Raw genomic sequence first — 14,553 nt, 5'->3', positions numbered from 1 at the left:
AATTCAATAGTTCTTTTATTTAATCAATTTAATGATTTCGTCAACAATTTGAATCGTTGCATTAGGCATAGCCAATTGCTTAATAGTATCCGACAATTGCTCTTGTTTTCCTTTATCTTTTATTAAAGACTCAAAAACCAAACTAAAGTCTTCATCCAATTGGGATTCTTTCAGCAAAAGAGCACCTTTCTTATTCACTATAGCTTGAGCATTTTTCGTTTGATGATCTTCGGCAACATTAGGAGATGGAATAAAAATGACCGGTTTCCCAACAATACACAACTCCGAAACCGAAGAAGCTCCAGCTCTAGAAATAACCACATCTGCTGCAGCATAAACCAAATCCATTCTTTCGATAAAAGCTACTACTTGAACATTATCTTTATTGTATTTTTTATAATCTTCTAAATAAAACTTCCCACATTGCCAGATAACCTGAACATTTAAAGAAAGTAGCTTATCTAATTCTTTTTCTATTAATTGGTTTATTTTTCTAGCACCAAGACTACCTCCCAAAACCAATAATGTCTTTTTACTTGGATCTAATTTAAAATAAGAGACAGCTTCTTCTCTTTTATCTTGAATATCTAATAAATCTTGACGTACTGGATTTCCAGTTAAGACTATTTTTTCTTGAGGAAAAAACCGTTCTAAATTTTCATAGGCAACACAAATACTATTTGCTTTTTTGCTCAATAGTTTATTTGTTATTCCTGGAAAAGAGTTTTGTTCCTGAATAACCGTTGGAATATTCATGCTATTTGCCATTTTTAATAATGGACCACTAGCGAATCCACCAGTTCCTATAACAACATCAGGTTTGAATTCTTTAATAATTTTTCTGGATTTCCATAAACTATCTACTAATTTAAAAGGAAACATGGCATTTTGAAGTGTTAATTTTCTTTGCAAACCAGCAATCCAAAGCCCTTTTATTTTGTAACCTGCTTGAGGCACTTTTTGCATCTCCATTTTGTCTTTGGCACCAACAAACAAAATTTCAGCATCAGGAAAACGAGATTTCAATTCGTTTGCGATTGCTATAGCAGGATAAATATGACCTCCTGTACCTCCTCCACTTAAGATAAATTTGTGCTTTGCCATTTTGAAAAAATTCTAAGTTGCTTCTTTTAATACTAAATCGTAAGGAACCCTACTATATTGTTTAATAAACCCAATTATTTCAATACTGCATTCATTGGGTTAGATGAATTATCCGTAATAGAATAATCGTCTGAATCTAAATTATTATTTACATTTTTAGAATCTGTATCTGCCTCTTCAAGATCTGCTTCCATTTCTCTGTCAATGAGTTTTTGAAGTATTTCTTCTCGTTTTTCTTTATCCAATTTTTCTTGAGCGATTTCCTCTTCTTTTTTAGTCACGCTTAAAATAATTCCAAGTCCAAAACAAGTCATCCAGATAGAACTACCTCCACTACTTATCAAAGGCAAGGTTTGTCCCGTTACTGGTAATAATTCAACCGCAACTGCCATATTAATCATGGCTTGGAAAATCATTGGAAACCCTAACCCTATAACCACTAGTTTTCCAAAAAGAGTATTGGCTTTATGTGAGGCAACTACAAATCGGAATAATAAAAGTAAATACAAAACCAAAACTCCTAATCCTCCGATTAACCCATATTCCTCAACAATAATGGCGTAAATAAAATCGGAAGAAGATTGTGGCAAAAAATTCTTTTGAACACTCTTACCAGGACCTAAACCATATATCTGACCTGAAGCAATAGCAATTTTTGCTTTTTCAATTTGATAATCATCCTCATCTGCTTTATTGCTTGTAAAATTTTCAATTCTGCTACTCCAAGTCCCGACCCTACTAAAAAATTTAGAATCTGGGAAAGCTTTTCCAATTAAAACAAAAAAACCTAAAAACACAATTCCAGAACCTATAATAAAAAATATGTATTTCATTGGGTATCTTCCAATAAAAACAAGCATAAGCACCATCGAAAAAATTAAAGCTGTAGTAGAGAAATTGGCTGGTAAAATAAACATCAGTGTGATAAAAACTGGAGTCCAAAGTTCCCACAAAGAGGACTTGAAAGTAATTGGTGTTTCTCTAGTTTTAGACAAATAACGAGCTACAAAGATAAACAAAACAATAGCCGCTAAAGTTGATGTTTGAAACGACAATCCCACAAAAGGAATTTGAATCCATCGGCTCGCATTGGCACCCCCTATTACCGTTCCTTTAAACAAAGTATATGCTAATAAAAGCCAAACTACAGGAAGTCCTGCCTTTGAAATTGCTCTAAAATAATGATATGGTATATTGTGAATCCAATATATGATTAAAAAACCAATACAAATATGAGCAAAATGTTTTACCAAATATCCCAATGTATTCCCCGTACCATGCCCTAAATAAGCCAAATTACTACTAGCACTAAAAACAGGCATAAAAGAAAACAGGGCTAATAAGGCCACGAATGACCAAATACCTTTATCTCCTTTTAACTTGTTAATTAGCTCTTTCATTTCAAATTTAGATTTTAGATTTTAGAATTAAATTTCAATTTAGAAATTGAAACCTGTTTTCTAAAACTTCAATTTATAGATTTTTAACTGCTTGTTTGAATTGTCTCCCTCTATCTTCATAGTTTTCAAATAAATCAAAACTTGCACAGGCAGGCGATAGTAAAACAGAATCTCCTTTTTCAGATAAACGTTGCGCCATTTTAACAGCATCGTTCATATTATTCACTTCAATCATAATATCAACTACATTACCAAAAGCATCAATTATTTTTTTATTATCTAATCCTAAACAAATAATAGCTTTTACTTTTTCACGAACAAGAGACATTAGTTCATGGTAATCATTCCCTTTATCAACCCCTCCTACAATCCAAACTGTAGGCGTAGTCATGCTCTCTAAAGCAAAGAAAACAGAATTCACATTAGTTGCTTTAGAATCATTTATATACTGCACATTTTGAATTTTCAGTACTTTTTCCAAACGATGTTCAACACCTTGAAAATTGGACATACTTTCACGAATAGTAGATTTTCTAATTTTTAAAATATTAGCTACCGAACTTGCTGCCATAGCATTTTTTAAATTATGTTTTCCTTCTAATGAAATAGACTCTGTATCCATTGCAAATTCTTCGTGATTGATCTTAACTTCCATTGTGTTGTTTTTTATATATGCTCCCTCGTTAAATTCATCGGTTAACGAAAAAGGAATTAATTTAGCTTTTACTTTATTATTTTTCAACCATTCTATAATGGCTTCATCGTTTGCATCATAAATAAGAAAATCTTCCTCGGTTTGATTCATTGTAATTCGAAACTTTGAATCAATATAATTTTGATATTTATAATCATAACGATCCAAATGATCTGGACTAATATTGGTTATTATAGCAATGTGCGGCTTAAAATCTACAATACCATCCAACTGAAAACTGCTCAACTCAATGACATAATAGTCATAATTATTATCAGCGACTTGCCAGGCAAAACTTTTACCTACATTTCCTGCTAATCCCACATTCAAACCAGCCGCTTTCAAGACGTGGTAGGTTAACATCGTAGTAGTCGTTTTTCCGTTACTCCCAGTAATCCCGACGGAAACTGCTTTTGTAAAAGAAGAAGCAAATTCAATTTCAGATATTACAGAAACCCCTTTACTTTTTAATTGCTTTACGATGGGTGATTTATCTGGAATACCTGGACTCTTCATCACAACATCAGCATTCAAAACCAATTCCTCTGTATGCTTTTCCTCTTCCCAAGCGATGTCATTTATAACCAACACCTCTTTATAACTATCTTTTATTTTTCCAAAATCGGAAACAAAAACATCATAACCTTGTTTCTTACCAAGAATCGCTGTTCCTACACCGCTTTCTCCTCCTCCTAAAATTACTAGCCTCATATTATCTTAATTTCAATGTAACAATTGACAATATGGCTAACATAATTGCAACTACCCAAAATCGTGTGACTATCTTGCTTTCATGATATCCTTTCTTTTGATAATGATGATGAAGAGGTGCCATTAAAAAGATTCTGCGTCCTTCACCAAAACGTTTTTTCGTGTATTTAAAAAAACTTACTTGCAGTACAACTGAAAAATTTTCAACCAAAAAGATTCCGCAGAATAAAGGGATAAGCATTTCTTTACGTACAGCAATAGCTAGTACTGCAATAATACCTCCGATAGTTAAACTTCCTGTATCCCCCATAAAAACAGAAGCCGGATAAGAGTTATACCAAAGAAAACCAATTAATGCCCCAAGAAAAGATGCTATAAATACCGTCATTTCTCCAGAATTGGGGATATACATTATATTCAGATAATTGGAAAAAATAATATTACCTGACACAAACGTAAAAATCATGAGAGCAAAAACGGACACTGCGGAAGTTCCTGCGGCCAAACCGTCAATTCCATCGGTTAGATTAGCCCCATTTGAAACTGCAGTAACAATGAAAACAACTACTGGAATAAAAATTAACCAAGCCCATTTTTCATAACCATCACCTGTCCACGCTAATACTTCGGCATAATCAAATTCGTTATTCTTAAAAAAAGGAATTGTAGTAGCAGTAGATTTTTCTTCAAGTGAAGCTTGATTAATTACGGTCTCGGTAGTTGGTCTAAAAATATCTCTTTTACCCGTATCCGTTCTAACCGTAACTGCTGGACTAAAATATAGTACTGACCCAACGATTACTCCTAAACCAACCTGACCAAAAACTTTAAAAATACCTTTAAGCCCTTGTTTGTCTTTTTTGAATATTTTAATATAATCGTCAATAAAACCTATAATCCCCATCCACAACGTGGTAACGATTAATAAAACAATATAAATATTATGCAATTTTGAAAAAAGAAATACAGGAACCAGAGTTGCAAATATGATAATAATACCTCCCATAGTAGGTGTACCTGCTTTTTCATTTTGTCCAGCTAATCCAAGTTCACGAACTGTTTCGCCCACTTGTTGCCTACTCAAAAAACTAATTATACGCTTTCCATAAATAGTCGACAATAACAATGACAACAATAATGCTAAAGAGGATCTAAAGGTAATGTATTGAAAAACTCCTGCCCCAGGAACATCCATTACTTTGTCTAAATATTGAAATAAGTAGTATAGCATATTGTTCTATTTTAATAATTGATCTAAAATTTCTTTTACGTTTTTCATATCGTCAAAATCATGACGAACCCCTTTGATTTCCTGATAAGTTTCGTGTCCTTTTCCAGCAATCAATATAATATCGTTTGGTTGTGCCAATTGACAAGCCGTTTTAATTGCTTGAAACCTATCTGTGATTGACATAATTTTTTTAAAATTTTGAGCTTGCACTCCTTTTTCCATTTCATGAATAATCGCTTCTGGTTCTTCATTTCTAGGATTATCAGAAGTTAAGATTACTTTATCACTCAATTCTGTTGCAATGTTGGCCATCACTGGGCGTTTTGCAGTATCTCTATTACCACCACAACCTACAACTGTTATTAATTGTTCATTTTTAGTACGAACATCATTAATTGTATTCAAAACATTTTCGAGTGCGTCTGGTGTATGAGCGTAATCTATAATAGCCGTTATATTGGAATTAGAAACGATATATTGAAAACGCCCAGAAACGCTTTCCAATTCTGACATCAATCGAAGTACTTCAAAACTTTCCAAACCTAATTCAACAGCCGTTCCGTATATTGCTAAAAGATTGTAAGCATTAAAAGTTCCAATTAATTTTACCCAAACTTCATTCCCGTTGATTTTCAACAGCAAACCAGACAATTGATTCTCTAAAATTTGCGCCTTATAGTCTGCATACGTTTTTAAGGCATATGTCAATTTTCGGGCAGCAGTATTTTGAAGCATTACTGGACCGTTTTTATCATCACTATTTGTTAAAGCAAAAGCAGTATTAGGTAAATGATCAAAAAAAGATTTTTTAACATCTCTATATTCGGCAAACGTTGGATGGTAATCTAAATGATCATGAGATAAATTAGTGAATATTCCGCCTCTAAAATGCAATGCTTCAGTACGCTTTTGATGAATTCCATGAGAACTTACTTCCATAAAACAATATTCAACATCAGCCTCTATCATTTCATTAAGGAAATAATTAATTGTAATAGAGTCTGGGGTTGTATGAGTTGCTTTGTGTTCTACTTCATCAACCAAAATCTTAACTGTAGACAACAATCCAACTTTGAAACCAGCTTTTTTAAACAATTGATATAACAATGAAGCAATCGTAGTTTTACCATTCGTACCTGTAATCCCAACCAATTTTAGTTTTTGAGAAGGATTATCATAGTAATTTGCAGCCATAAAAGCCATTGCTGAATTTGTGTCTTTTACACAAACATAAGTCACGCCATTTGTCAAACTTTCTGGAAGTGTATCACAAATAACTACTGTAGCCCCCAGACCAATTGCTTTTTCAATAAAATCATGTCCATCAGAAATGCTACCTCGAATGGCAACAAAAACATCATTTGCTTCAATTTTTCTTGAATCAAAATGCAATTGATTTATAGCTATTTCTGTAGAACCCGTTACAGATTCAATTGCTACTTTATATAATATATCTTTTAATATACTCATGATAATTCTAATAGAATTGATGAATTTTTCTCAATATTCTGACCTGCTTGAAGCGATTGTTTTTTTACTTTCCCCACTCCTACAACTTTAACTTTTAAACCCAAATTCCCTAATAAAGCAACTGCATCCATTCCTGACATCCCTTTTACATTTGGAATTACATTTTGTTTTTTTTGTGCTTTAACGTAGTAGCTATTATAATCATTGTCTTGTTTGGGATTGGGGCGATCCAATTTCTTAATCACATTAGTAGAAGGCGTATCTGTAAATATTTTTTGAGCTATTCTTTTGAAAACTGGTCCAGCAACATCGGCTCCGTAATAATTATTGTTCGCCGTATTAGGTTTATGAACCACTACAATACAAGAATATTTAGGATTATCAACAGGAAAATAACCCACAAATGAAGAAGCATAATGTTTATCCATTCCCCCATTATGTGCATAATTCATTTGAGCAGTACCTGTTTTACCAGCCATAGAAAAATCCTTAGAATACAATTTAGATCCAGTTCCTTTTTTTACCACATTTGCCAAAACAGCCTGAACTTTACGCAACGTTGCATCGGAACAAATCTTTGGGTTCATCACCTCGGTATTGTATTTTTTTATAGTTTTATCCCAAGCCTTTATCTCAGTAACCAACATTGGCTTTACCATAACCCCATTATTAGCAACTGCATTATAAAATGTCAATGTTTGCAATGGCGTAACCGAAACACCATATCCAAACGCCATCCAAGGAAGTGAAATATTAGACCAATTTTTATCACTTGGTTGTGGTATAAAAGGTCTACCCTCTCCTCTGAAAGCCAATCCTAATTTTTTATTTAATCCAAATGAATTAATATGATTTACAAATTTTGTTGGATCATTTTTATAATTATTATATACCGCTTGAACCATTACTGTATTTGAAGAAAGTTCAAATCCTCTAGCCAACGATATTTTACCATAACCTCCTTCATGAGAATCCCTCACTTTACGCCCAGAATAAGTCATTACTCCTCCATGACTATCATATACTGTACTTGTGTCCGCAACTTTATCTTCTAGAATTGCAATTAAATCGACCAATTTAAAAGTTGATCCTGGCTCATGAGATTCAGCATATGCATAATTTGTAGTTTCATAATAAGACCCATCATTTGCTCTTCCTAAATTTGAAATTGCTTTGATATGCCCGGTTTTAGTTTCCATAACTACAACACAACCATGATCCGCTTCATATTCCTCTAATTGTTTCAATAAAGCATGGTGTGCAATATCCTGAATATAAACGTCAATAGTTGAAATTACATCATAACCATCTTGAGGTTCCACTTCGTTTACATCACGAATAGGTTTCCATTGCCCTTTAGCTATTTTTTGTTTTAAAATTTTACCGTCTTTGCCATTAATAAATTCACGGTACGCCCACTCAATTCCTTTACCATCAGAGTAACCCTCATTCCTATTTCTTTGGTAACCAATAGTACGCTCGGCAATTTGACCAATTGGATGTTCTCGAATTGTTTTTTGATCAATGATAATTCCTCCTTTATAAGGCCCCAAATTAAATAATGGAAATCCTTTTATTTTCATGTATTGAGTAAAACTCAATCCTTGGGCTATCAAAAAATACCTGTTTTTATGCTCTCTCGCTTTTCTAAGTTCATTTTGAATAGTACTACTTGGCTTATTTAATACAATACCCAACGAATCCGATAATAATTTTATATTTTTTTCAAATGTTTCTGTTTTCGGAGCTACCGCATCAAAACGAATAACATAATTTGGAATAGAAGTAGCTAAAAGACTTCCATCTGCAGAATAGATATTTCCTTTGTTGGCAGGTATTACAAAGTTCTTAACTGTTCTTTGTTTAGCTAGCTCTCTGTAATGATCACCATCAACCCATTGGATATTAGTTAACTTAACAGCAATAGCCATTGCCATCAAAAAGATGAAAAAGGCAACCAGATAGGTTCTGTAGGATATATATTTATCTTCTACTGCCATAATTTTTCTAAGAAATTTTTCTCTTCGTTTTCTTCAACTTCAATTTTTATCGGAGGAACCGTTGATGGAAATATTTGCTTTTCTTCCATTTTAGCCGAAACCGTAGACTCCATTTTAAGCTTCATCAGCTCTGAACGTCTATCTACAAATTCAGAACGTAATTCTTTTACTCTGTTTGTTAATTCAACAATCTTAAACACTTTTTGTTCATAACGTTGGGTATTTGCAATCATTATTATAGCAAGAAAAATCACAAAAACGATAAAACGCCAATTCCTAACAGCGTTATCATCAATAAGAAACTGTGCTTTTAATATGTTATAAATTCCACCTTTCATCTTCTACTACTTTTTCTCTGCAATTCTCAATTTAGCGCTTCTGGCTCTATTATTTAATTTGATTTCTTCATTACCTGGAACTATTAATTTCCCTACAGTATTGAAAGGAACAGAAAAATTACCATAAAAATCACGCTCAGGCTCTCCTTCAAACATTCCGTTTTTTATAAATCTTTTCACCAATCTATCCTCTAATGAATGATACGAAATCACACTTAATCTTCCTCCTGGTTTCAAAATTTCTAATGATTGTTCCAAAAATTCTTTTAAAACATCCATTTCTTGATTCACTTCAATTCGAATCGCTTGATAGATTTGTGCCAATATTTTATTTCGAACTCTTTCAGGTAAATATTTTGCTAAAACTTCTTTCAATTCATCAGTCGTTTTGATTGGACTGTGTTCTCTAGCTTCTATAATTGTTCTTGACAAAGCTGGAGCATTTTTCAATTCACCATAATCCAAAAACACTCTTCTCAAGTTGGCATCATCATACTCATTAACCACTCGATACGCATTCAAATCATTTTTCTGACTCATTCTCATATCCAGTCCAGCATCAAAACGGGTTGAGAAACCTCTTTCTGCAACATCAAATTGATGAGACGAAACTCCCAAATCTCCCAAAATGCCATCCACTTCTTTCACACCATAAAAGCGTAAAAATCTTTTTATAAATCTAAAATTTTCATTAATTAATGTAAATCTTTCGTCTGGTAAAGCATTTGCTAAAGCATCTTCATCTTGATCAAAAGCAAACAATTTTCCATTAGGTCCTAGCCTGCTCAAAATTTCCTTTGAATGACCACCGCCTCCAAAAGTAACATCCACGTAAATCCCATCAGGATTTATATTCAAACCATCCACAGTTGGATGAAGCAATACTGGATTATGATATTCCATTGTCGTCGTCATTTAAATTTCCCATTACTTCTTCGGCTAAATCTGCAAAATCAACATCTGCCCCATCTATCGATTTCTCATACAAATCCTTATCCCAAATCTCTACAATATTAACTGCAGAAGAAAAAACCACATCTTTATCAATACTAGCAAAGACCACTAAGTCTTTAGGAACCAACAATCTACCTAAAGCGTCTATCTCTACCACTTTTACTCCAGCAGTAAAACGACGAATAAAGTCATTGTTCTTTTTTACAAAACGGTTAAGTTTGTTGATTTTTTTCATCATCAAATCCCACTCTTCCATAGGATACAATTCTAAACAAGGCTGAAATACAGAACGCTTCAAAACAAAACCGTTTTGAAGCGAGGAAGCCAATTGCTTTTTTAAGGGAGCAGGTAATAAAACCCGTCCTTTTGCATCGACTTTACACTCATATGTTCCTATAATTGTGTCCAAGTAAATTGTATTAATTGTATGAAGCAAAAATATACAAAATATTACCACATTTTACCACAATATACCACTTTGTTAATAAGTTTAACCACTTTTACCCGAAAACGCTTAGTTTATAGACTATCAAAACATTAGCCCTTAAGTAGATAATTTGTAAGAAAGCTTTTGTTTTGTTAAAAAGCATGCATTTTCAATTATAAAAGTATACTCTTAAAAGCTTAAATAAAAACCTCTTTATTCGTTAAAAAAATAGTAAAACCTACGCAAAAACTATTTGTTTTCACTACAGAGAATAAAAGGTTAAAAAAAAGCTACTAAAATTCTTTTTAATTTTTTAAACCCTATATTTGTGACAAATTGAAATTGTTATTTTAAAACATGGAAAAATATTACAAAAAAGAAGGCAAATACGGATATTACGAAGCAGGCGAAGGAATTCCGATTGTCATCTTACATGGTTTAATGGGAGGATTAAGTAACTTTGATGCAGTAGCCAGTTATTTTTCAAATAAAGGGTATAAAATTATCATTCCCGATTTACCTATATACACTCAAAACATATTAAAAACGAATGTAAAGAGTTTTGCTATCTATGTAAAAAACTTTATTACCTTCAAAAAATTAGACAGAGTTATCCTTTTAGGAAATTCATTAGGAGGACATATCGCGTTATATCATACTAAATTATACCCAGAAAAAGTATCAGGACTTGTGATAACAGGTAGTTCAGGCTTATATGAAAGTGCCATGGGCGACAGTTATCCAAAAAGAGGTGATTATGAATATATCAAGAAAAAAGCCGAAGATGTATTTTATGACCCTAAAATTGCAACTCCGGAACTTATAGACGAAGTGTATGCAACCGTAAATGATCGCGTAAAACTGATTAAAACTTTGACAATTGCCAAAAGTGCTATTCGTCATAATATGGCCAAAGATTTACCAAAAATGCATGTGCAAACTTGTATTATTTGGGGAAAAAACGACAAAGTTACGCCGCCAGATGTAGCCGAAGAATTTAATAAATTATTACCTAATTCGACTTTATACTGGATTGACCAATGTGGACACGCCGCTATGATGGAACAGCCGGAAGAATTTAATAAACATCTAGAAGACTGGCTTACTCACACTCACCTAGCTGAACACTAATCGACTAGAGAATTTTATACTCAAAAACATGAAAATCAATACTGCCGAATTCGTTATAAGCAACTCAGATGTGAGCAAATGTCCAAAGGATTTTTTGCCCGAATATGCTTTTATTGGTAGATCCAATGTTGGAAAGTCTTCATTAATTAATATGTTGACTAATCATAAAAAATTGGCAAAAACGTCTGGAAGACCTGGAAAAACACAACTTATCAATCACTTTTTAATCAATAACAATTGGTTTTTAGTTGATTTACCAGGTTATGGTTATGCTAAAGTTTCCAAAAAAACAAAATCTGTTTTTCAGGAATTTATCACTGATTATTTTGAAACAAGAGAGCAATTGGTTTGTGCTTTTGTTTTAATTGACGTTCGTCATGAAGCGCAAACAATCGACATTGAATTCATGTCTTATATGGGTGAAAGTGAAATTCCATTCTGCATTATTTTCACAAAGGCAGATAAGATTAGCAAAGTAAAAATCGATTCTCATATTGCAGCTTACAAAAAACAAATGTTTGCGAACAACTGGGCCGAAATGCCACAATACTTTGTGACATCGGCAACCGAATCTACAGGTAAAGAAGAATTACTGAATTACATTGATGAAGTAAATCAAGAAGTATTTAAGAATCAATCGGAGTTTTAAATTATAGTCTTTAAAAAAAATCCCAAAACTGAATTTTTAAAATTTCAGATTTGGGATTTTTATTATTGATTATAAAAAATTAATATTTACTCAAATAATCTTGATTATGATTATTTTTTATATTATCAGGAATATCTGTTTTTGAATAATCTAAACCTTGTGTTTTTAAATAAGCTATTAGTTTCATTTTTTCCCGAAATTTTTCACTATTAATCTCAAAGGCCATATTTCTAAGATCATGTAATATAACATATTCACCTGGATGAAACTTAGAATCTATTGGGTATTTTGATTTTCTAAAATCAACTTTTTGCTCAAAAATTAGATAATTCACAACATAAATGCGACGACCTCCTAAAGCTATATTCAAAGCCGAATTACGTCCATATGCTAATTTATCAAAAAAATTTGGATCAGCACCAGCTTTAACCAAGATCTTTACACTTTCTAAATCACCATGCATTGAAGCTATCATTAAAGGGGTCTGAAACCTTTTAGAATAAAAATTCACATCACCTCCCTTTTTAATTATATATTTAAGAATCATCTCTCTTTTGGTTGGATTCTGAATAAATTGGATGCTTTCAACAATAAGATTGTCGCCGTCTGTACCTCTTAAGTTAGGATTAAGACCTCTATCCAAAAGTTTGAGAATGACTGTTGGATTGTCTGTCCAAAGCGCAAACATCCCTATAGTCATTCCAGACTTTCCTTCTTGATAATTAATACTTTCTTTTGGCACTGCATCAATGAGTTTTGTTATTTCTTTGTTATCCTCCGGATTTTTCGACAATGCCTCTGCTAAATCATACAAGGGACTCCCATAATACCGAGCAGGATCATTTGCTCGTAAAATTCGCCCCCAAACTTCTTTCTCTCTTGCTTCAGAATATTTAATTGCTGGCGCTTCTTTTGCCCATTTGTCTTTATCGCTTTTTGATGTACACGAAACAATTGTTAATATTAACATCAGAAATCCTAAATATTTACTTTTCATCTATCTTTTATTTAATTACAATTTTATTTTTCATTATTATTTTAATGAATTTAATGCTAAAGAAACAAAAAATCCCAAAACAATTACTACATTGCTTTGGGATTTTCACAATTTATCTTACAAAAACCTACTTCTTTAGTTCCAACTTTTCAGCAAAATAATCACAGAAGTCCAACATTGTATCCGACATCTTTTCATCATTTGTTGCTCTTTTAAAAGTTTCTGCCATAGAAACTAGTGTTTGGTGGAAGAAAATTTTCATTTCGTCAACTGGCATATCTTTCGTCCATAAATCAATACGCATACTTTCTTTGGCTTTGCTATCCCAAACATTAAGCATAATTGCTTTCGATTCCGAAAGGTTTACTCCACCATCTTCTGCTGTCCACAACAGTTTTTCTGGTACGCGGTTTTCGTCTAATTCGACTAAAAATTTAATTTCTGAGGTATTTTTATCTGACATTATTTCTTGGGTTTGTATTTTGATTGTTCGAAAATTTCTTTTGCATTCATTTTTAACATCTGATCCAACTTGACATCATTGTTTGTCATAAAAGATCTAACAATTTGCCATCCAATCCAAGAACCTACTTGTCCTGGAGAATCATTATCTATTTCTAAATAAAATTTTGAAAATGGTGCAGGATCGATAAAACGAGAAGTTAATCTTTGTTCATCACTAAAAAGCATTTCTTTTTCAATGAAATATCGCCAAATATAACTTTCATTTTCCTGGCACCAAACAATTTGCTCTGGAGTATAGCCCATTTTTTCGGCATCACTGTATTCCGGAAGCAACAGATCTTTCAAATAGAGTTCTTTTCCAAAATAAATCATTTGTGATAGCAAATTCTTATCCGTTGGAGGAGCAATTTTTCCTAATGAAAAACTCTTCACAACATCGGGCATCATTTGTCTTTCTTCAAAATTTTGTTTCAGATATTTCGGAAAAGTGTAAAACTTATGCTCCTTCCCTAAGTACAATTCTAAAGAAATGATGATTAACGAATCGGCATAAATTGCTTTATTATTATAATCCATATCCGAAATCAGCGTAATCACTTTGGGTGTTTTAGTCTTTGGAAAATAATATTTCATATGCTGAACCAAAGTTTCCACATTATTCTGAATTCCCTCTGTTGAAGGATATTTTTTTTCGACTTCTGTATATACTTCTCTCCAAATTGGAGCCGTCATTTTATTTATCCAAACAGTGTCATTAATCTGAGGCGAAAAAAAATAAGGGTATTGTTTTTTCAATTTCAACAAATCTTTCGGAGCAGTTTCAAAGAACTGTTTATCAAAACGTTCCACCTTAACAGTTCCTACTGGTGTTTCTTCAATAGCCTTTTCAACTTTGCTTTTTTGGTCACAGGACAATAAAAGCAAACTGCAAACCATCGATAAGAGAAATAATTTCATGTATATTTTATTTATTTATCAGTTT

At 32.6% G+C, this 14,553-nt stretch carries 14 protein-coding genes; 2 read left to right on the top strand and 12 right to left on the bottom strand.

Going from position 1 to position 14,553, the window contains the following annotated elements:
• Positions 1–15: 15 nt before the first annotated feature.
• The 9 genes from murG to mraZ form a co-directional block, all read right to left on the bottom strand.
• A complete protein-coding gene (gene murG / locus ACUN3A_RS12290) occupies positions 16–1,104 on the bottom strand; it encodes an undecaprenyldiphospho-muramoylpentapeptide beta-N-acetylglucosaminyltransferase (RefSeq protein ID WP_445551580.1) in 1,089 nt (362 codons plus the stop codon).
• A 74-nt stretch (positions 1,105–1,178) separates the two neighbouring features.
• Positions 1,179–2,504, bottom strand: coding sequence for an FtsW/RodA/SpoVE family cell cycle protein (locus tag ACUN3A_RS12285; RefSeq protein WP_445551579.1), 1,326 nt, complete (start codon positions 2,502–2,504; stop codon positions 1,179–1,181).
• A 73-nt stretch (positions 2,505–2,577) separates the two neighbouring features.
• Positions 2,578–3,909, bottom strand: coding sequence for a UDP-N-acetylmuramoyl-L-alanine--D-glutamate ligase (murD, locus tag ACUN3A_RS12280; RefSeq protein WP_445551578.1), 1,332 nt, complete (start codon positions 3,907–3,909; stop codon positions 2,578–2,580).
• A 1-nt stretch (position 3,910) separates the two neighbouring features.
• Complete coding sequence (gene mraY / locus ACUN3A_RS12275; protein WP_445551577.1) at positions 3,911–5,140, bottom strand: phospho-N-acetylmuramoyl-pentapeptide-transferase; 1,230 nt, start codon at positions 5,138–5,140, stop codon at positions 3,911–3,913.
• A gap of 6 nt (positions 5,141–5,146) precedes the next feature.
• Positions 5,147–6,610: a UDP-N-acetylmuramoyl-L-alanyl-D-glutamate--2,6-diaminopimelate ligase gene (locus ACUN3A_RS12270; RefSeq protein WP_445551576.1), complete on the bottom strand. Its 1,464-nt coding sequence runs from the start codon at positions 6,608–6,610 to the stop codon at positions 5,147–5,149.
• Positions 6,607–8,610: a peptidoglycan D,D-transpeptidase FtsI family protein gene (locus ACUN3A_RS12265; protein ID WP_445551575.1), complete on the bottom strand. Its 2,004-nt coding sequence runs from the start codon at positions 8,608–8,610 to the stop codon at positions 6,607–6,609. The genes ACUN3A_RS12270 and ACUN3A_RS12265 overlap by 4 nt, the downstream gene beginning before the upstream one ends.
• The gene (locus tag ACUN3A_RS12260; protein ID WP_445551574.1) at positions 8,601–8,948 is read right to left on the bottom strand and encodes an FtsL-like putative cell division protein; all 348 of its coding nucleotides are present in this window, start codon (positions 8,946–8,948) and stop codon (positions 8,601–8,603) included. Before ACUN3A_RS12260 ends, ACUN3A_RS12265 begins: the two co-directional genes overlap by 10 nt.
• 6 nt (positions 8,949–8,954) lie before the next feature.
• Positions 8,955–9,863: a 16S rRNA (cytosine(1402)-N(4))-methyltransferase RsmH gene (rsmH, locus tag ACUN3A_RS12255; protein ID WP_445551573.1), complete on the bottom strand. Its 909-nt coding sequence runs from the start codon at positions 9,861–9,863 to the stop codon at positions 8,955–8,957.
• Complete coding sequence (gene mraZ / locus ACUN3A_RS12250) at positions 9,838–10,311, bottom strand: division/cell wall cluster transcriptional repressor MraZ (RefSeq protein ID WP_326403332.1); 474 nt, start codon at positions 10,309–10,311, stop codon at positions 9,838–9,840. The genes rsmH and mraZ overlap by 26 nt, the downstream gene beginning before the upstream one ends.
• Positions 10,312–10,686: 375 nt before the next feature.
• Between mraZ and ACUN3A_RS12245 the strand changes: the two genes are divergently transcribed.
• Complete coding sequence (locus ACUN3A_RS12245; protein WP_445551572.1) at positions 10,687–11,460, top strand: alpha/beta fold hydrolase; 774 nt, start codon at positions 10,687–10,689, stop codon at positions 11,458–11,460.
• Between the two features lie 28 nt (positions 11,461–11,488).
• Positions 11,489–12,109, top strand: coding sequence for a ribosome biogenesis GTP-binding protein YihA/YsxC (gene yihA / locus ACUN3A_RS12240; protein WP_445551571.1), 621 nt, complete (start codon positions 11,489–11,491; stop codon positions 12,107–12,109).
• 79 nt (positions 12,110–12,188) lie between these two features.
• Here the strand turns inward: yihA and ACUN3A_RS12235 are convergent, their stop codons facing one another.
• The 3 genes from ACUN3A_RS12235 to gldB all read right to left on the bottom strand — a co-directional run bounded on the left by ACUN3A_RS12235 (position 12,189) and on the right by gldB (position 14,528).
• Positions 12,189–13,106 (bottom strand): ankyrin repeat domain-containing protein, encoded by a 918-nt coding sequence (locus ACUN3A_RS12235; RefSeq protein ID WP_445551570.1) that lies wholly within the window; start codon positions 13,104–13,106, stop codon positions 12,189–12,191.
• Between the two features lie 127 nt (positions 13,107–13,233).
• Entirely contained in the window at positions 13,234–13,569 is a 336-nt protein-coding gene (gldC, locus tag ACUN3A_RS12230) for a gliding motility protein GldC (RefSeq protein WP_445551569.1), read from the bottom strand.
• A complete protein-coding gene (gene gldB, locus ACUN3A_RS12225) occupies positions 13,569–14,528 on the bottom strand; it encodes a gliding motility lipoprotein GldB (protein WP_445551568.1) in 960 nt (319 codons plus the stop codon). The genes gldC and gldB overlap by 1 nt, the downstream gene beginning before the upstream one ends.
• Positions 14,529–14,553 lie beyond the last annotated feature (25 nt).

The sequence above is a fragment of the Flavobacterium sp. WC2509 genome (genome assembly GCF_052683105.1).
Note: the sequence above shows the minus strand (reverse complement) of the source record. Positions and strands in the feature narration are given on the sequence as shown.

Coding starts and splice junctions, on each gene's coding strand:
- ACUN3A_RS12260 (WP_445551574.1), bottom strand. CDS start 8,948: ATGAAAGGTGGAATTTATAACATATTAAAAGCACAGTTTCTTATTGAT.
- ACUN3A_RS12270 (WP_445551576.1), bottom strand. CDS start 6,610: ATGAGTATATTAAAAGATATATTATATAAAGTAGCAATTGAATCTGTA.
- mraY (WP_445551577.1), bottom strand. CDS start 5,140: ATGCTATACTACTTATTTCAATATTTAGACAAAGTAATGGATGTTCCT.
- gldB (WP_445551568.1), bottom strand. CDS start 14,528: ATGAAATTATTTCTCTTATCGATGGTTTGCAGTTTGCTTTTATTGTCC.
- murD (WP_445551578.1), bottom strand. CDS start 3,909: ATGAGGCTAGTAATTTTAGGAGGAGGAGAAAGCGGTGTAGGAACAGCG.
- ACUN3A_RS12285 (WP_445551579.1), bottom strand. CDS start 2,504: ATGAAAGAGCTAATTAACAAGTTAAAAGGAGATAAAGGTATTTGGTCA.
- murG (WP_445551580.1), bottom strand. CDS start 1,104: ATGGCAAAGCACAAATTTATCTTAAGTGGAGGAGGTACAGGAGGTCAT.
- rsmH (WP_445551573.1), bottom strand. CDS start 9,863: ATGACGACGACAATGGAATATCATAATCCAGTATTGCTTCATCCAACT.
- gldC (WP_445551569.1), bottom strand. CDS start 13,569: ATGTCAGATAAAAATACCTCAGAAATTAAATTTTTAGTCGAATTAGAC.
- ACUN3A_RS12245 (WP_445551572.1), top strand. CDS start 10,687: ATGGAAAAATATTACAAAAAAGAAGGCAAATACGGATATTACGAAGCA.
- ACUN3A_RS12235 (WP_445551570.1), bottom strand. CDS start 13,106: ATGAAAAGTAAATATTTAGGATTTCTGATGTTAATATTAACAATTGTT.
- yihA (WP_445551571.1), top strand. CDS start 11,489: ATGAAAATCAATACTGCCGAATTCGTTATAAGCAACTCAGATGTGAGC.
- ACUN3A_RS12265 (WP_445551575.1), bottom strand. CDS start 8,610: ATGGCAGTAGAAGATAAATATATATCCTACAGAACCTATCTGGTTGCC.